18 protein-coding genes are annotated in these 16489 nt (G+C 70.0%); 12 read left to right on the forward strand and 6 right to left on the reverse strand.

What is annotated here, in order from left to right; translation table 11 throughout:
• Positions 1-140 precede the first annotated feature (140 nt).
• Both ABZV77_RS16630 and ABZV77_RS16635 read left to right on the forward strand, forming a co-directional pair.
• Positions 141-806 carry a response regulator transcription factor gene (locus ABZV77_RS16630; protein ID WP_356256580.1) on the forward strand — a complete coding sequence of 222 codons (666 nt, stop codon included), beginning with the start codon at positions 141-143 and terminating at the stop codon, positions 804-806.
• A complete protein-coding gene (locus tag ABZV77_RS16635) occupies positions 803-2248 on the forward strand; it encodes a HAMP domain-containing sensor histidine kinase (RefSeq protein WP_356256583.1) in 1446 nt (481 codons plus the stop codon). The genes ABZV77_RS16630 and ABZV77_RS16635 overlap by 4 nt, the downstream gene beginning before the upstream one ends.
• Positions 2249-2276: 28 nt before the next feature.
• Here the strand turns inward: ABZV77_RS16635 and ABZV77_RS16640 are convergent, their stop codons facing one another.
• The 4 genes from ABZV77_RS16640 to ABZV77_RS16655 all read right to left on the reverse strand — a co-directional run bounded on the left by ABZV77_RS16640 (position 2277) and on the right by ABZV77_RS16655 (position 5007).
• A complete protein-coding gene (locus ABZV77_RS16640) occupies positions 2277-2753 on the reverse strand; it encodes a MarR family transcriptional regulator (RefSeq protein ID WP_055564215.1) in 477 nt (158 codons plus the stop codon).
• A 118-nt stretch (positions 2754-2871) separates the two neighbouring features.
• Entirely contained in the window at positions 2872-3627 is a 756-nt protein-coding gene (locus tag ABZV77_RS16645; protein WP_356256587.1) for an AIM24 family protein, read from the reverse strand.
• A gap of 56 nt (positions 3628-3683) precedes the next feature.
• Complete coding sequence (locus ABZV77_RS16650; RefSeq protein ID WP_356256590.1) at positions 3684-4367, reverse strand: AIM24 family protein; 684 nt, start codon at positions 4365-4367, stop codon at positions 3684-3686.
• A 1-nt stretch (position 4368) separates the two neighbouring features.
• On the reverse strand, positions 4369-5007 hold the full coding sequence (locus tag ABZV77_RS16655) for an AIM24 family protein (RefSeq protein WP_356256593.1): 639 nt from the start codon (positions 5005-5007) through the stop codon (positions 4369-4371).
• 167 nt (positions 5008-5174) lie between these two features.
• Between ABZV77_RS16655 and ABZV77_RS16660 the strand changes: the two genes are divergently transcribed.
• The 7 genes from ABZV77_RS16660 (at position 5175) to ABZV77_RS16690 (ending at position 12071) form a co-directional block, all read left to right on the forward strand.
• Positions 5175-5525 carry a DUF3817 domain-containing protein gene (locus ABZV77_RS16660; protein WP_356256596.1) on the forward strand — a complete coding sequence of 117 codons (351 nt, stop codon included), beginning with the start codon at positions 5175-5177 and terminating at the stop codon, positions 5523-5525.
• Positions 5522-5815 carry an MTH1187 family thiamine-binding protein gene (locus ABZV77_RS16665; protein WP_055564212.1) on the forward strand — a complete coding sequence of 98 codons (294 nt, stop codon included), beginning with the start codon at positions 5522-5524 and terminating at the stop codon, positions 5813-5815. The genes ABZV77_RS16660 and ABZV77_RS16665 overlap by 4 nt, the downstream gene beginning before the upstream one ends.
• A 179-nt stretch (positions 5816-5994) precedes the next feature.
• The gene (locus ABZV77_RS16670; protein ID WP_356256599.1) at positions 5995-6714 is read left to right on the forward strand and encodes a hypothetical protein; all 720 of its coding nucleotides are present in this window, start codon (positions 5995-5997) and stop codon (positions 6712-6714) included.
• Positions 6711-7400 carry a DUF4166 domain-containing protein gene (locus ABZV77_RS16675; protein WP_356256602.1) on the forward strand — a complete coding sequence of 230 codons (690 nt, stop codon included), beginning with the start codon at positions 6711-6713 and terminating at the stop codon, positions 7398-7400. Before ABZV77_RS16670 ends, ABZV77_RS16675 begins: the two co-directional genes overlap by 4 nt.
• Positions 7397-8050 (forward strand): TetR/AcrR family transcriptional regulator, encoded by a 654-nt coding sequence (locus ABZV77_RS16680; protein ID WP_356256604.1) that lies wholly within the window; start codon positions 7397-7399, stop codon positions 8048-8050. Before ABZV77_RS16675 ends, ABZV77_RS16680 begins: the two co-directional genes overlap by 4 nt.
• 253 nt (positions 8051-8303) lie before the next feature.
• Positions 8304-10100 carry a cellulose synthase catalytic subunit gene (locus tag ABZV77_RS16685; protein WP_356256607.1) on the forward strand — a complete coding sequence of 599 codons (1797 nt, stop codon included), beginning with the start codon at positions 8304-8306 and terminating at the stop codon, positions 10098-10100.
• 3 nt (positions 10101-10103) lie between these two features.
• Positions 10104-12071: a kelch motif-containing protein gene (locus ABZV77_RS16690; RefSeq protein ID WP_356256609.1), complete on the forward strand. Its 1968-nt coding sequence runs from the start codon at positions 10104-10106 to the stop codon at positions 12069-12071.
• 34 nt (positions 12072-12105) lie between these two features.
• On the opposite strand, the gene ABZV77_RS16695 is transcribed toward ABZV77_RS16690, so the two are convergent.
• Both ABZV77_RS16695 and ABZV77_RS16700 read right to left on the reverse strand, forming a co-directional pair.
• Positions 12106-13131, reverse strand: coding sequence for a glycoside hydrolase family 6 protein (locus tag ABZV77_RS16695; protein ID WP_356256612.1), 1026 nt, complete (start codon positions 13129-13131; stop codon positions 12106-12108).
• Between the two features lie 63 nt (positions 13132-13194).
• Positions 13195-14196, reverse strand: coding sequence for a DUF5937 family protein (locus ABZV77_RS16700; protein WP_356256615.1), 1002 nt, complete (start codon positions 14194-14196; stop codon positions 13195-13197).
• Positions 14197-14275: 79 nt separating this feature from the next.
• On the opposite strand from ABZV77_RS16700, the gene ABZV77_RS16705 reads away from it, so the two are divergent.
• From ABZV77_RS16705 to ABZV77_RS16715, 3 genes are all read left to right on the forward strand, one after another.
• Entirely contained in the window at positions 14276-15520 is a 1245-nt protein-coding gene (locus tag ABZV77_RS16705) for an MFS transporter (protein WP_356256618.1), read from the forward strand.
• A 10-nt stretch (positions 15521-15530) separates the two neighbouring features.
• Positions 15531-16040 carry a MarR family transcriptional regulator gene (locus ABZV77_RS16710; protein ID WP_055564582.1) on the forward strand — a complete coding sequence of 170 codons (510 nt, stop codon included), beginning with the start codon at positions 15531-15533 and terminating at the stop codon, positions 16038-16040.
• Between the two features lie 76 nt (positions 16041-16116).
• The gene (locus ABZV77_RS16715; protein WP_356256622.1) at positions 16117-16449 is read left to right on the forward strand and encodes a DUF3817 domain-containing protein; all 333 of its coding nucleotides are present in this window, start codon (positions 16117-16119) and stop codon (positions 16447-16449) included.
• Positions 16450-16489 lie beyond the last annotated feature (40 nt).

Here is a 16489-nt window from a genome sequence, read left to right on the forward strand (position 1 = left end):
CCCGAGGAAGTGGGCTGCGGGCGGCGACCGGAGGGCCGCTGCCGTTCGCTTTCGACGAGGACCAATCTGGCCGAGCGATCCTGAACGCACGCTGAAGCCGCCTGAAGAACTCTTCAGCTTCGCTCTGCCACCCTGAACGCATGCGCCTGTTGATCGTGGAGGACGAAAAGCGGCTCGCCCTGTCGCTCGCCAAAGGGCTGACCGCCGAGGGCTTCGCCGTCGACGTCGTCCACGACGGCGTCGACGGACTGCACCGGGCCAGCGAGGGCACGTACGACCTGGTGATCCTCGACATCATGCTGCCCGGCATGAACGGCTACCGCGTCTGCTCCACGCTGCGCGCCGCAGGCCACGACGTGCCGATCCTGATGCTCACGGCCAAGGACGGCGAGTACGACGAGGCCGAGGGCCTCGACACCGGCGCGGACGACTACCTCACCAAGCCCTTCTCGTACGTCGTGCTGGTCGCCCGGGTGAAGGCACTGCTGCGGCGCCGCGGCTCCGCGGGCCCCTCCCCGGTCCACACCCTGGGGAACCTGAAGGTCGACACGGCCGCGCGCCGGGTCTTCCGCGACGCGGACGAAGTCACCCTCACCGCCAAGGAGTTCGCCGTCCTGGAGCAGCTGGTGCTGCGGACCGGCGAGGTCGTCTCCAAGGGCGACATCCTCGACCACGTCTGGGACTTCGCGTACGAGGGCGATCCCAACATCGTCGAGGTGTACGTGAGCACGCTGCGGCGCAAGCTCGGCGCGGCCCTCATCAAGACCGTGCGCGGCGCCGGATACCGCCTGGAGGCCCCGCGATGAGCAGGCTGTTCGGATCGGTGCGGGCCAGGGCCTCGCTGGGCGCGAGCCTCGTCGTCGCCCTCGCCCTGGTCGCGGCGGGCGCCGCCGTGCTGCTCGCGCTGCGGGACAACCTCACCGACCAGGCGGGCTCCCGGGCCGACTCGGCCGCCCGCAAGGTCGCCTCGCAGCTCCTCACGGTCCGGTCGTTCGGCGACCTGGACCTGCCGGACGACGAGGACCAGCCCATCCAGGTGGTCGACGGCGACGGCAGGCTGGTCGCGGCCAGCGACGACCTGCAGTCGATCAGCGGAACGGGCGTCGACCAGGTCAAGCCCGACCGTAGGGGAGCGGGGGAGAAGGAGGACAGCGGCGACGGCGACCGCGAGGACCGGGAGGATCGGGAGGACCCTGAGGGCGGGGAGATCGACGACGAGCCGACGTTCACGAAGGGCTCCGCCACCATCGACGGCGAGAGCGCCGAGTACCGCTTCGCCGCCGTCGAGGTCAGCTCGCCCAAGGGCGACTTCACCGTCTACGCGGGCGGCTCGCTCTCCGACGAAAAGAGCGCGGTGTCCACGGCGTTGACGGCGATGCTCATCGGGTTCCCGGTGCTGCTCGCGGTCGTCGCGGGCGTCACCTGGCTGGTGACGCGGCGCGCTCTGCGCCCGGTGGCCGCGATCACCGCGGAGATGTCCGCGATCACCGCGTCGGAGGACCTCGCGCGCCGTGTGCCCGAGCCGGACACGCACGACGAGATCGCCCGCCTCGCCCGCACCACGAACGAGACGCTCACCGCGCTGCAGACCTCCGTGGAGCGCCAGCGCCGGTTCGTCGCGGACGCCTCGCACGAGCTGCGCAGCCCCATCGCCTCGCTGCGCACCCAGCTCGAAGTGGGCGCCGCGCACCCGGAGTTGCTGGATGTGGACGGCGCGGTGGAGGACACCGTGCGGCTCCAGGAACTCGCCGCCGACCTGCTGCTCCTGGCCCGTCTTGATGCGGGGGAGAAGCCGGGCGAGGGGCGGGTCGACCTGGCGGCCTTCGCGCGCGAGGAGCTCTCGCAGCGCACCCGGGACCACATCGACGTGCACACGGACCTGAAGAGCGTCGAGGTCGCGGGCTCCCGCAGCCAGTTGGCGCGGGTGCTCGGCAACCTCCTGAACAACGCCCAGCGGCACGCGCGCTCCCGCGTCACGGTCACCACCCGGAGCGATGGTGCCTGGGCGGTTCTTGAGGTGTCCGATGACGGGAGCGGCGTGCCTGCGAGCGAGCGGGAGCGGATCTTCGAGCGGTTCGTGCGGCTCGACGACGCGCGGACCCGCGACGAGGGCGGGGCCGGTCTTGGCCTCGCCATCGCGCGGGACGTGGCGGTGCGGCACGGCGGCACGCTCGTGGTGCGGGCGGCGCCGTCCGGGGGTGCGCTGTTCGAGCTGCGGCTGCCCAGCCCTCAGTCGTCGGCGGAATGAGGGGTGTGGCGGGCCGTGGCGGAGCGGATCAGGGCTTGCCGCGCTGGGAGCGCAGGTGTTCCGCGATCGGGGTCAGGGCCTTGCGCAGGTCTTCGAGGGCCTCGGCGGAGATGAGATCGACGAAGTGCCGTCGCACGGAGGCGACGTGGTGCGGAGCCACTTTCTGCATGGTCTCCATGCCCTCCTCGGTGAGGACGGTGTAGAGCCCCCGCCGGTCGGACTCGCAGTTCTCACGGCGCACCAGGCCCGCGTTCTCCATGCGGGTGATCTGGTGGGAGAGGCGACTCTTGGACTGCAGGGTCGCGGCGGCGAGGTCGCTCATCCGCATCCGCAGCTCTTCCGACTCGGAGAGGTACACGAGAATGTCGTAGTCGTTCATGGTCAGGTTGAACGGCTGAAGGTCTTTTTCGAGCTGATAAGTCAGCATCCTGTTGACCTCCACGTGGGTGCGCCAAGCGCACTGTTCCTCGTCGGTCAGCCACTGCGGGGCCGTCTCGGTCTCCATGGAATCGATTCTACCTAAGAAGTTGAAAGGTGAACGAATGGTGGGATGTGACGCGCCTCGCACAACCCGCCTCGCGGAGGGGCACAGGCGTTCGCCGTCACACTCCGCAGACTACCGCTCACAGCCCGAAGCGACGCTGGAGGTCCCCCAGTTGTCCGGGAAGGCGCGGTGCACCCGGCTGCTGACCCGGTTGCCCCGGAGTGCCCCGTCCGCCGGGTACGCCCCCCTGGTGCGGCACCTCTCCGGATGCCCGTTCGGGCATCAGTGCCTCGGAGGACTGGAGCAGGACCGTGCCGGCGCCCACGAACTCGAACTGGTGCTCCTCGCCGGACGTTCCGCCGATGCCGGTCAGTGCTCGCACGCCTCCGATCACGCCCGTGAGGTATCCGTGGTCGTAGTGATGGCACGGTGAAGGGCAGTCGGCCCACCCCACGAGCGCCTGTGGATCAACGCGGATCGGAGGCTCCATGAAGACAACCGGGCCGTTCGAGGCGGCGACGAACTTGCCCGTGCCGATGAGCGTCAGAAAGCCCGGAACGATCGACTGCTTCAGCGCGAGAGTTGGCTGAAAAGCGAGGAGGTTGCCCGAGCGAATGGTCAGGTTGCCCTCTTCGAGATCGTACGAATTCACGTCGAAGGCCCGGTCGGACAGGAGCATCTTGCCCTGGCCGTCCGCCACGACCCAGTCGCTCGCGTGCAGCGGCGAATGAAAGCTGGTCCGGACCAGGCGGTCGAGGCGGCCGTGCCCGATGCCGTTGAAATCGATCCGTCCGTAGTAGGCGATCATCTTGCCCTTCTGCAGGAACCACTGGTTCCCCTTGAGCTCCACGCAGAAGGTGTACGGATTCACGCTGTCGTCGCTCGGCAGCGTCATGGGGTCGAGGACGGCGGGCGCGCCCGCGGGGGTCGAGACGCTGGGGACGTTGGGATTCACAGCTTCTCCTCCGAAGCCTGGACGTACACCGCGCCGCTGCCCGACAGCTCCAGCTGGAAGGCCTCTCCGGAGCCGCGGCCCACCATGTCGCGCCAGCCGAGCGCCGTGGACAGCTTGTTGCGCACGTCGCCGTGGTGCGCGACATACGCCTGCGGGTCTACGTGGACCGGGCGCTGCGGGGTGATCGGCACCTCTATGACGCCGCCGTGCGCCATGACGGCGACCGCGCCGTGGCCCTTGAGGGTCGTGGTGAACAGGCCCTGACCGCTGATCTGGCCGCGCACCATGCCCATGACGCCGCCCTGGGAGCCCATGAACATCGTGCCCTGCTGGAGTGTGCCGTCGAAGGCGAGCAGGCGGTCTGCTTCCACGTAAAGGGTGTCTCCGGAGAGGCTGATCACCTGGATGTGGTGGCCGCCGTGCCCGAAAAGGACCGTGGCGGTGGGGGTGCCTCCCCGGTCGTCAAGACCTTGGGGGATTTCCACGGTCATCAGGGGCGTGGCCTCGCCCGCGACGCGGCGCCCGATCATGGAGGCGATGCCGCCCTGTCCGCCCTGCACGTTGGGGGTGAAGGAGACCTCCCCCTTGTAGGCCAGCATGGCGCCGCGCTGGCTGAAGATCTTGGTGCCCGGCTGGAGCGTGGCCTCGATCATCTTCGAGTTGATCTCACGGAAGGGCATGTCACACATCCCCTGCGATCGTCGCGCGTTCGCTGGGCTGAACATAGACCAGGCCGTCGCCCTCGAAGCGGATCTGGAAGGCCTCGCCGCCGCCCTCGCCCATGAAGGTGCGGAACGTGACGCCGGACTGGAAGCTCTGCTGCACATTGCCCTGGTGCGCGATGTACGCCCCCGGGTCGACCGTCAGCGGATACTGCCGGGAGACGCGCAGCACCACCGCGGGTCCATCGGAGACGATCGCCGCCTGGCCGGTGCCCTCGACGGTCGTCGTGAAGAGGCCGTTCCCCTGGGTCGCGCCGCGCAGGCCGGTGAAGCTGGTGCCGGTGCGCAGGCCGGCGTCGGTGCAGAGCAGGTTGCTCGCTTCCACATAGAGCTTCTCGCCCTGCAGGTGCACGAGGTTGATCTCGGTGGCGCGGTCGGCGAACCAGCACGTGCCGTGCCCCTTCACCTCCATCACGGTCATCTGCTCGCCGGTGACGCGGCGGGTCACCATGCCGCGGATGCCCTCACCGCCGCCGGTCATCTTCTTGAAGGCCATCTGGCCGTCGTACGCGACCATTGAGCCGTTCTTCGCCTTTACGGCGTCGCCCGTCATGTCGACGGCGAGCACTCTGCTCCCTTGGAGCCGGAACGTAGCCACGAATCGACGGTAGCCGCCGCGTACCCACCCAGAACAGGGTGAAGGGCCCTGAGCGAACCCCGAGAACACCCCGATGTCACAATGGGGGTTGCTTGTGCGTCCGTTCACAAGATCGGCGGCGCCGAGCCCCGCCCCCTGCCTGTCGTCCGTCCCACCGAAGGTGACCCGTGGACATCAAAACCGCTTCCGCACTCCGCCGCCTCCGTCTGGTCTCCGTGCCCGAGGGTATTTCCTGGATCGTGCTGCTGGTCTGCACGATCATCAAGTACACGGTCGCCGAGGGCTTCAACGTGGCGCCGGTGCTGGGCCCGATCCACGGCGTGCTCTTCATCCTCTACGTGCTGTTCTGGCTCGACGCCTGGAACCGCACGAAGTGGGACTTCAAGACCGGCGCCCTGTACTTCGCCTACTCGTTCATCCCGGGCGGCGGCTTCATGGCCGAGCGCAGGCTGAAGCGTGAGGCCGAGGCCGCGGTGATCGCTTCGCGCGCCCGCCAGGAAGGCGTCGTGAACGCATGATCGTCGCCTTCTCCGTGACCCCGCTCGGGGTCGGCGAGGACGTCGGTGAGTACGTCGCCGACGCGGTCCGCGTGGTCCGCGAGTCGGGCCTGCCGAACCGGACCGACGCCATGTTCACGTCCGTCGAGGGCGAGTGGGACGAGGTGATGGACGTCATCAAGCGCGCCGTCGCCGCGGTGGAGGCACGCTCGCCCCGCGTCTCGGTCGTCATGAAGGCGGACATCCGCCCCGGCGTGACGGACGGTCTGACCTCCAAGGTGGACACGGTGGAGCGCCACCTGTCCGCGTAGGCGTACTCCGGCGCTTCAGCGCTCCTGTACTCCAGCGCTCCGGTACTCCAGCGCTTCACGAAAGCCCCTGCCCTTCTGGGTGGGGGCTTTTCTCTGCCCATCGACTTGAGCGACTGCTCAAACAGCGCTACCTTCTGTTTGAGCAGTCGCTCAAAAACGCGCTGACGTGGGGGTTTGTCGTGGGCTTGTACATCGAGGCGCGGATACGTGCCGATCTCGACGACCTCTGGGCCCGCACCCAGCAACCCGACCGGCACCAGCGCTGGGACCTGCGCTTCACCGCGATCGACTACCTGCCGTGCGAGGAGGGCGAGCCGCAGCACTTCCGGTACGCCACGCGCGTGCTGCCCTTTGTGACCATCGCCGGTACCGGGGTCTCCGCGGGGGAGCGGCGGCGTTCCGACGGCACCAGGACCTCCGCCCTGCGCTTCGCCTCCCCGCACCCGCTCTCCCTCCTCGAAGAGGGCAGCGGCTACTGGCGCTACGTACCGGCGCAGGACGGCGACGGCATCCGCTTCCTCACCGGATACGACTACCGCCCGCGCTGGGGACGCTTCGGGAAGATCGTCGACCGGCTGCTCTTCCGGCCCCTCATGGGCTGGGCGACCGCCTGGTCCTTCGACCGCCTCAGGCTCTGGCTGGAGCGGGGCATCACCCCGGAGCGCGCCCTGCTGCACGCCGTCGGGGATTTCACCGCCCGCGTCCTGTGCGTGACCGCCGCGGTCCTCTTCGCCCCCATGACGGCCCTCGCGACGGCCGCCCTGATGCTGATGCTGCCGCCCCTGCCCACCACCCCGGCCGCCCGCCGCTGCCTGCGCACGCCACCGGCGCGCACCCGCGACCCGCGCATCCTCTCCACCCTCACCCCGCTCGCCGGACCCAAGGAGCAGCACCCGTGACCGAGCCCGCATCGATCTTCCGCACCGTGCTGGGCGCCGACTTCGACCGGCTGCACCCGCAGCTCCGGCGCCGCTTCTCCGTGGGGCTCGCGAGCGGGGAGGCGTGCACGGGGCGGGGCGTCATGGACCGCATCTGGCACGGGCGCGGCTTCGTGAAGCCGTTCCTCGCGGTGGGTGGTACGCGGAACATCCTCGTCCCGCGCCAGGGCAGGAACGTCCCCTTCGTCATCGAGAACGTGCCGTACGCCGACACGTACGGCCGTGAGACGGTGACCTTCGTGCGCACCTTCGACCTGCCCGGCGGTCCCCGCCGCTTCGACGCCCAAATGGTCCTGAGCCCCAAGGGCGACCGCGTGCTCGACTACCTCGGCACGCACCAGCACCTCGCCAGCGACCTCCACTTCCGCGCGGAGCCCGACGGCTCGCTCCTGATCCGCTCCGGAACGCACCGCTTCCGGGAGGGTCCGGTCGACTGCCGGGTGCCGTCCCTCGTCGGCGGCGACGCGGAGGTCCGCGAGTCCTACGACGAGGCGTCGGACCGCTTCCGCATCCGGGTCCGGGTCACCAACCCCCACTTCGGGCCGCTCTTCGGCTACGAGGGGTCCTTCTCGGCGACGTACACCGACGTCCGTACCTGCGGAGTCCGGCCGGGACTGCGGCCGGTCCGCGAGGAGGCGCGCGCGTGAGTGCGGCCAAGGATCCGGCCAAGAGCCTGGAGACACGGACCAAGCTCCTCGACGGGGCGCTGCGGACCCTCACGGAGCAGGGCATCGCCAAGACGTCCGCGCGGAACATCGCCGCTACGGCGGGGGTCAACCAGGCGCTCGTCTTCTATCACTTCGGCTCGGTCGACGACCTGCTTGCCGCGGCGTGCCGACACGGTACGGAGCAGCGGGTCTCCCGGTACCGGGAGCGTCTCTCGGGGATCGACTCCCTCTCCGGACTCCTCGCCTTCGGGCGCGAGATGCACGAGGAGGAGCGCGAGGCGGGGCACGTCGCCGTCCTCGGCCAGCTGCTCGCGGGGTCGCAGACGCAGCCCAGGCTCGCGGCGGCGACCGCGGCGGGGCTCGCCCTCTGGATCGAGGAGATCGAGAAAGTCCTGACCCGGGTCCTTTCGGCCTCCCCGCTCGGGGAGTTCGCGGATCCTGTGGGGCTTGCGCGGGCGGTGGCGGCGTCGTTCGTGGGGATGGAGCTGTACGAGGGGGTCGATGCGGAGGGGACGGAGCGGGCCCTCGACTCCTTGGAGCAGCTCTCTCTTCTTGTCGCCGCCGTCGAGGATCTGGGGCCGTTGGCTCAGCGGGCTGTTCGGCATCGCCTGCGGAGGGCGCGCGGCTGACGGTTGCGGCGTCCGGCCCGCCGCTTCGCGGCGGATTTCTCCCACCCGCCCACCCGTTTGCCCCGCGACGTCCAGCGGGGGTAGGGGCGCTACGAGGGTGCCTGGTCATACCCCGTCACTCGCCGCAACTCCACCCAAACCGGCCACCATAAAACCGCTCGCACGGGCGAACCCCGTTCGACACGCCGGGGAAACTCCACTTTTGTGTGGGTATCGGGGCATTGGCTCGGATCACCAGAACCTGGAGGGCGCTGTGCGGCAGCCGGAGGGCTACGACTACGAGACCCACAGCACGCTCGCCGGACCGCTCACGGAGCCGGACGGCGAAGGCGGCGGCAGCTATCGCGTTCAGTACCGGAAGCTGATGGCCGGCGAGCCGCACCGAATACGCGCCGTCCTGCTGATGACGCTGGCCCCGGTGCTCACGGGCCTCCTGCTCGTCTACCTCGTCTGGCCCACCCACTGGACCGAACGCGAGGGCGGCGACCGCTGGCTGATCGGTCTCGACATCACGATGCTCGTGGCGATCGGGCTGATCGAGCTCTTCATGCTCGTCAACGTCGTTTCGATCGCCCACGCGACGATGGTCGCGAGGGATCCGATCCCCGTGCGTCCGGAGCAGGGCACGCGCGTTGCGTTCCTCACCACGTACGTTCCCGGCAAGGAGCCCCTGGCCATGGTCCGGGCGACCCTGGAGGGCGCCGTCCGGATACACCACCCCGGCCCCCTGGACGTGTGGCTCCTCGACGAGGGGGACAGCCCCGAGGCCAAGGCCCTCTGCGAAGAGCTCGGCGTCCGCCACTTCACCCGCAACGGCGTGCCGGAGTGGAATCGGAAGAAGGGGCCGCACAAGGCCCGCACCAAGCACGGCAACTACAACGCCTGGCTTGCGATGCACCACGAGGCGTACGACTTCTTCGCCTCCGTCGACACGGACCACGTACCGCTCCCCAACTTCCTTGAGCGGATGATGGGCTACTTCCGCGACCCGGACGTCGCGTTCGTCGTCGGGCCGCAGGTGTACGGGAACTACGACACCCCGGTGACCAAGGCGGCCGAGTCCCAGCAGTTCCTCTTCCACGCGCTGATCCAGCGCGCGGGCAACCGCTACCGCGCCCCCATGTTCGTGGGGACCAACAACGTCGTGCGCATCAGCGCCCTCACCCAGATCGGCGGTCTCTACGACTCGATCACCGAGGACATGGCGACGGGCTTCGAGCTGCACCGCCACCGCAACCCGGCCACGAAGCGGCACTGGAGGTCGGTGTACACCCCCGACGTGCTGGCCGTGGGCGAGGGACCGGCCTCCTGGACGGACTTCTTCACCCAGCAGATGCGCTGGTCGCGCGGCACGTACGAGACGCTGTTCAAGCAGTACTGGAAGGCACCGTTCACGATGCCTCCCGGCCGCCTCTTCTCGTACTCGCTGATGCTCGTGTACTACCCCATGACCGCCGTCAACTGGCTCCTCGGCATTCTCAGTTGTGTCCTGTTCCTCTGGTTCGGGGCCTCTGGGACGCAGGTTGCCGCGTCCGTCTGGCTGATGCTCTACAGCGACGCCGCCGCCCTCCAGGTGGGGCTCTACCTCTGGAACCGCAGGCACAACGTGTCCCCGCACGAGCCCGAGGGCTCCGGTGGCCTGGCCGGTATGGCGATGTCGGCGCTCTCCGCGCCCATCTACGCCAAGTCGCTCGGCGCGGCCGTCCTGCGCAGGCCGAGCCGCTTCGTCGTGACGCCCAAGGGCGGTGACGCGAGCCCGGACCGGCTGCTCACCTTCCGGATCCATCTCTTCTGGGCCGTCGTGCTGGCGAGCTCGCTGACCGCGTCCTTCGTGCTCGGCCACACCCACGTGGCGATGCGCACCTGGGCGGTCCTCGCGATGGTCATCTCCCTGGCGCCCGTCTCGATCTGGGCCTTCGGCCTCTTTAGGGAGCGCAAGGCGCGCAAGGCGGGCGTCCAGGAGCAGCGGGCGGGCCTGCGCGGAGAGGCACCCGCGGAGGGCGAGCCGGAGCCGGCGTTCGCCACCGGCACGTCGACAGGAGGGAACTGACCCATGGCCTACCGGCCCTCGAAGCGCACCAGGAAGACGCTCATCGGAGTCGGCGCGGGCGCACTGCTCGTCGGGCTGAACGCGCCCGCCGCCCTCTCCTTCGCCGAGGAGAAGTACCACGCGTACAAGATCTCCCAGCCGGGCTACAAGAAGAAGTACGGCTCCTGGAAGCAGGTCGCTATCCCCGAGGAGTTCCGCACCAACGCCATTCACGCCGCGCTGCTCCACACCGGCAAGGTGCTGATCGTCGCGGGGTCCGGCAACGAGCAGAAGAAGTTCGACGCGGGGTCCTTTGACACCGTGCTGTGGGATCCGAAGAACGACACCTTCAAGAAGATCAAGACGCCTGAAGACTTCTTCTGCTCGGGGCACGCCCAACTTCCCGACGGCCGCCTCCTGGTGGCGGGCGGCACCGCGCGCTACGAGCTGCTCGACGGCGAGGTGGAGCGGGCCGGTGGCGGCATGCGCGTGAAGAACGAGAACCCGGACAAGCCGGTGGTCCTCAAGAAGGGCACCACGTTCCGCTCGCCGTCGGGCGTCGAGTACGTCAGCAAGTTCGATGTCGAAGTGCCCAAGGCCAAGCGGGACTTCGAGATCACGTACTCCAAGTCCGGTGTCATGCAGCCCTGGAAGACGAAGGTCAAGGCGAGCGAAACGCGGGTCTTCGTAGAGGCGGTCCAGGGCGGCGAGCAGTCGGTCACCGAGAAGTCCGCGCAGTACGAGATCGAGGGTCTCACCGGCGAGGAGGCCGACAACACCTACGGCATCGCCGAGAAGATCGACATGGAGAAGCAGGACTTCCAGGGGATCAAGGCGGCGTACGAGTTCGACCCCAGGGCCGAGAAGTACATCCCGGTGGAGCCGATGGACAAGGCCCGCTGGTATCCGACGCTCGTCGGCCTGGAGGACGGCAAGGTGCTCGCGGTCTCCGGACTCGACGACGTGGGCGTCGTCGACCCGGGCGACAACGAGATCTACGACCCGAAGACGAAGAAGTGGACGGACGGGCCCAAGCGGTACTTCCCGACGTACCCCGCGCTCTTCCTCACCAAGGGCGGAAAGCTCTTCTACCCCGCGTCGAACGCCGGTTACGGGCCCGCGGAGAAGGGCCGGGCGCCGGGCCTGTGGGACCTGGACACGAACAAGTTCGAGAAGGTCCCGGGCCTGGAGGACCTCGACCAGACCGAGACGTCGGCGTCCGTGCTGCTGCCGCCCGCGCAGGACCAGAAGGTGATGATCCTCGGCGGCGGGGGAGTCGGCGAGTCGGAGAAGGCGACGCGGCGCACGGCCGTGATCGACCTCAAGGAGGACAACCCGTCCTTCAAGACAGGGCCCCAGCTTCCGCAGGGCACGCGCTACCTGAACAGCGTCCTCATGCCGAACGACTCCGTGTTCACGACGAATGGAGCCTCCGACTACCGCGGTCGCAGCGCCAGCAACATCCACAAGGCGCAGTTCTACGACCCCAAGGCGAACGCGTTCCAGGAGGCCGCGTCGCCCGCGGTGGGCCGCAACTACCACTCGGAGGCGCTGCTCCTGCCCGACGGCCGGGTCGCCACGTTCGGCTCCGACCCGCTCTACGACAACGAGCAGAACACCAAGCTCGGCCACTTCGAGCAGCGCATGGAGATCTTCACGCCGCCCGCGCTGCACCGGGGCGGCACGACGCGGCCGGTGCTCGGCGAGGGGCCTGAGCAGCTGGCGGCGGACGGCCGTGCGAAGTTCAGGACCGACCACCCCGAGAAGATTGCGTCGGCCCGTCTGATGCGGCCGAGCGCGGTGACCCACACGACGGACGTCGAGCAGCGCTCGATCGCGCTGGGGCTCAGCAAGGGCAAGGACTCGGTGACGGTGGACGTGCCGCGGGGCGACACGGCACTGGTCCCGCCGGGCTGGTACATGCTGTTCGTCACGGACACGGACGGCACGTCCTCCGAGGCGAAGTGGGTCCACGTCGGCGCGGCGGACTGACCGGCCGCCGGGGCGGCCCGAGCGGTCGGACCGCTCAGGCCGCCTTCGCGTTGCGGGCGAGCCCCAGGGCGTAGTCCGGCCACCACTTGCCCGCCGCCGGGCCGCCCCGGCACGGGCCGTCCGAGTCGCCGGGGCGCTTGATCCACAGGACGGCGTCGACCAGCGGGTCGCCCGTGCGGTCGGTCGGCGGAGTGCCGAGGCCGCGTCCCGGCGGGTTGCACCACGCGTCCTGACGGTCGCCCGCCAGCGGGCCCCTGCCGTTGCGGCTGGTGTCCATGACGAAGTGCTTGCCGCCGACGGTGGCCGACAGCGTGCGGCCGTACGCCTTGATCGTCCCGTCGCTCTGGAAGTTGGAGACGTTCAGCGAGAAGCCGTCGGCCGCCGCGACGCCCGCCTTCCGCAACGGCTCGCTGAGCTTGCCCGCGTCGGAGATCCAGCCGGGGTTCCCCGCGTCGAGGTACACCTTCACCTTCGGCTGCCGCTTCAGCCGCTGGATCGCCTCCGAAAGGAGCTGATAGCGGTCCGCGTGGTACTCGGCAGGGGTGCAGCCGTCCACGATGTGCGGGACCGCGTCGGGTTCGAGGACGACCAGCGCGGGCGCGTCGCCGATCGCGTCGGCGAAGGCGTTCACCCAGTTCCGGTAGTGGCCCGCGCTGCCCGCGCCGCCCGCGGAGTGCTGGCCGCAGTCGCGGTGCGGGATGTTGTAGGCGACGAGCACGGCCGTGCGGCCCTCCTGCGCCGCGCCCCGCGTCGCCTGCGCGATGTCGGGCGCCGGGTCGTCCCCGGCGGGCCACACCGCCATCGGCTGCTGGGAGATGCGCTTGAGGGCCTCGGCGTCCCGCGCGCGGCCCTGCTCCTCCCACTGCTGCACCTGGCGTGCGGCGGGGCTGTCCGGGTCGACCCAGAACGCGCCCCGGGACGGCGCGTCGGTCCCGGTGGCGGGACCGCGCACGGCGGCCTCCTCCTTCGCGCCGGACGCGGAGTCGGAGGAGCAGCCTGCCGGGAGCCCGAGGGCGGCGAACGCCGCCAGTGCCGTGAACGTGCGGAGCAGCCGGTGCATCCAGCCCCCTAGGGCGACGGTGACAGTGACGGTCAGTCAGCCCGGCAATCGTTACATAAAGGACTAGTCAAACTCTTGTGCCACACCGCCCCCGGCGGCCAGGGCGGTGCCGAGCGGTGTGCACTCGTAGAACACCTGGTGCCCGTACCGCCGCGACACCAGCAGTCCGGCGCCCCGCAGCGCCGTCAGATGCGCCGACACGGACGACTGCGCAAGCCCGAGGCGGTGCGCGAGGCCCGATGTGGTGGCGGGCGCGTCGAGCGCGGCGAGCACGGTGGCGCGACCGCGGCCGAGGAGCCGTACGAGCGCTTCGGGCGTACGGTCCGAAGGCTCCGCCCACAGCCCCGAGATGCCCCGCACCGGGTAGGCGAGCGTCGGCTGCCACGGGGGATCGAACCCGCTGATCACGTCCGGCCAGGAGAAGACGCTCGGGATCAGGATCAGCCCCTGCCCCGACAGGTGGCGCGCGTGCTCGTCGCGCCACTCCACGGTGAGCCTGCCCGCGTCCCACTGCAGCCGCCGGTCAAGCTCCGGCAGGAGCCCGCCGAGGCCGACCTCCGCGAGCCGCCGCGAATGGAAGGCGACATCGGCCTCCAGGAGCGCGCGCAGCCGCGGCCAGTCCGGCTCGATCAGCGCGTGCCAGGCCGCCTCCATGGCGTCCGCGAGCTCCAGGACGGCGGCCGCGGGATCGGCGAGCAGCGCCCGCCCCTTCGGGGAGTCGGCGGCGCCCGGGGTGCAGGCGAGCGCCCGCGCCATGTCGTCGAGCGCGGCCACCGGATCGGACGCGCGGACCGCCGCGATCTCCTCCTCGAAGCGCGCCGCGGGCCCGATCGGCGGCGGGCCGAGGAAGTCGGGGGAGTGCCCGCGCCGCGGCATCAGGAGCCAGAGCGCGGAGAGGTCGAGCCCACGGCCCGCCTCGCGGATCCGGCGCAGCCACCGCGGGTGATAGGCGTGGCGCTCGGGACGCTTGAGGGTGCGTACGGCCTCCTGCGTCTCCCACAGGGGCGACACCGCGAACCGGCAGCGCAGCAGATCGTCCTGCCCGAAGTGCATGTGGAACGGCACGGAGCCCCTCGTCGCTGTCGAAGATTCGCCCGGGGCCGAAACTTTAGGGCAGTGTGGGCACCCGCGTGAGGCTGCGGTCATGCCACCCGCAGAGCCCACCGCCACCGGCTACACCCGTGTCTTCGCCGTCCGCGAGTTCCGTGCCGTCTTCGCCGCGCACGCGCTCTCCCTGCTCGGCGTCGTCGTCAGCGAGATCGCCCTGACCGTCCTGGTCTACGGCCTCACCGGATCACCGCTGCTCAGCGCGCTCACCTTCGCGCTCGGCATGCTGCCGTACCTGGTGGGCGGAACCCTGCTGTCCGGAATGGCCGACCGGTATCCGCCGCGGCGGGTGCTCGTCGGCTGCGACGTCCTGTGCGCCGGGTGCGCGGGCCTCATGGCGCTGCCCGCGACCCCCGTCGCCGGACTGCTCGCGCTGCGCTGCGTCATCGCCCTCGTCGCGCCCGTCTTCAACGGCACGCGGATGGCGACCCTCACCGACATCCTCGGCGACGGCGATCTGTTCGTCCTCGGCCGCTCCCTGCTCCGGATCGTCTCGCAGAGCTCCGTCCTGGTCGGCTTCGGGCTCGGCGGCGTACTCCTCACCGTCGTCTCCCCGCGCGGGGCGCTCACCATCACCGTCTGCACGTTCGCGGCGTCCGCGCTGCTGCTGCGGTGCGGGACGAAGCGGCGGCCCGCGCGCGGGAACGGCGGTGGCGGCGCGCTCGTGCGCTACTCCCTGGGCGGCGCACGGGAGGTGCTCGGCAACCGTCGCGTGCGGGCCCTCCTGCTGCTCTTCTGGGTGCCGCCCATGTTCCTGGTCGCCCCGGAGGTGCTCGCCGCGCCCTACGCCGACGAGATCGGCGTCGGCGTCACGGGCGTGGGGCTCCTCATGTGCGCCCTGCCGGTGGGCACCATCGCCGCCGAGCTGTACGCCGGGTCGGTGCTCTCCGCGTCCGCGCGGGCCCGCATCGTGCTGCCGCTCGTCTCGCTCACGCTGGTGCCGCTCACCGTGTACGCGGTCACGCCCGGTCTCGTCCTCGCGCTGGTGGCCCTCGCGCTCGCCGGGGCAGGATCGGCCTACACCCTCGGTCTGGACCGCTGGTTCGTCGACGCGGTCCCCGACGAGCTGCGGGGCCGCGCGATGACGGTGCACACGGCGGGCCTCATGACGATCCAGGGCGTCGGCATGGCGCTCGCGGGGCTGGCCGCGGAGTTCGTCGCGGTGAGCACGGTCGTCGCCGGTGCGGGGGTGCTCGGCACGCTCTGCTGTCTGATCCTGGCGGCGGAGGTACGTTCGACCGAATCGCGAGACGGGGCTGACCAGCATATGACCGACCGGTAAGGTCGATGGCGTGCCGAAGCCGCTCAGCCTCCCCTTCGATCCCATCGCCCGCGCCGACGAGCTCTGGAAGCAGCGCTGGGGATCGGTCCCGGCCATGGGCGCGATCACCTCGATCATGCGTGCGCACCAGATCCTGCTCGCCGAGGTCGACGCGGTCGTCAAGCCGTACGGACTGACCTTCGCGCGCTACGAGGCGCTGGTCCTGCTCACCTTCTCGCAGGCCGGTGAGTTGCCGATGTCCAAGATCGGCGAGCGGCTCATGGTGCACCCGACGTCGGTCACCAACACGGTCGACCGCCTGGTCAAGTCCGGCCTGGTCGACAAGCGCCCGAACCCCAACGACGGCCGCGGCACGCTCGCCTCGATCACGGAGAAGGGCCGCGAGGTCGTCGAGGCCGCGACCCGCGAGCTGATGGCGATGGACTTCGGTCTCGGGGTGTACGACGCGGAGGAGTGCGGGGAGATCTTCGCGATGCTCAGGCCGCTGCGGGTGGCCGCGGAGGATTTCGAGGAGAAGTAGGGCCGTCGGACCCGCCCGTTCCGCCCGGGTCGGGGGCGCCGAAGATCGCGCATAACGGGCCGTTACGCTCGTAGCCATGAAATCCAGCGTGCTGACCCGCTACCGGGTGATGGCTTACGTCACCGCCGTCATGCTCCTCATCCTGTGCGCCTGCATGGTGGCCAAGTACGGCTTCGAGAAGGGCGAGGGCCTGACCCTGGTGGTCTCCCAGGTCCACGGAGTCCTCTACATCATCTACCTGATCTTCGCCTTCGACCTGGGCTCCAAGGCGAAGTGGCCGTTCGGGAAGCTGCTGTGGGTGCTGCTCTCGGGCACGATCCCGACGGCCGCATTCTTCGTCGAGCGCAAGGTCGTCCGCGAGGTCGAGCCGCTGATCGTCAAGGGCTCCCCGGCCACGGCCAAGGCGTAACCTCCACCGCCACGGACAGGTCCGTGGCGGTTTGGCATCG

This window comes from Streptomyces sp. NPDC004732 (assembly GCF_040609235.1).
Lineage (GTDB): Bacteria > Actinomycetota > Actinomycetes > Streptomycetales > Streptomycetaceae > Streptomyces.

What these genes read in the sequence shown, in the direction of transcription:
- ABZV77_RS16630 (WP_356256580.1), top strand. Translation starts at nt 141, where the DNA reads ATGCGCCTGTTGATCGTGGAGGACGAAAAGCGGCTCGCCCTGTCGCTC.
- ABZV77_RS16635 (WP_356256583.1), top strand. Translation starts at nt 803, where the DNA reads ATGAGCAGGCTGTTCGGATCGGTGCGGGCCAGGGCCTCGCTGGGCGCG.
- ABZV77_RS16640 (WP_055564215.1), bottom strand. Translation starts at nt 2,753, where the DNA reads ATGGAGACCGAGACGGCCCCGCAGTGGCTGACCGACGAGGAACAGTGC.
- ABZV77_RS16645 (WP_356256587.1), bottom strand. Translation starts at nt 3,627, where the DNA reads ATGACGCTGCCGAGCGACGACAGCGTGAATCCGTACACCTTCTGCGTG.
- ABZV77_RS16650 (WP_356256590.1), bottom strand. Translation starts at nt 4,367, where the DNA reads ATGCCCTTCCGTGAGATCAACTCGAAGATGATCGAGGCCACGCTCCAG.
- ABZV77_RS16665 (WP_055564212.1), top strand. Translation starts at nt 5,522, where the DNA reads ATGATCGTCGCCTTCTCCGTGACCCCGCTCGGGGTCGGCGAGGACGTC.
- ABZV77_RS16690 (WP_356256609.1), top strand. Translation starts at nt 10,104, where the DNA reads ATGGCCTACCGGCCCTCGAAGCGCACCAGGAAGACGCTCATCGGAGTC.
- ABZV77_RS16695 (WP_356256612.1), bottom strand. Translation starts at nt 13,131, where the DNA reads ATGCACCGGCTGCTCCGCACGTTCACGGCACTGGCGGCGTTCGCCGCC.
- ABZV77_RS16705 (WP_356256618.1), top strand. Translation starts at nt 14,276, where the DNA reads ATGCCACCCGCAGAGCCCACCGCCACCGGCTACACCCGTGTCTTCGCC.
- ABZV77_RS16715 (WP_356256622.1), top strand. Translation starts at nt 16,117, where the DNA reads ATGAAATCCAGCGTGCTGACCCGCTACCGGGTGATGGCTTACGTCACC.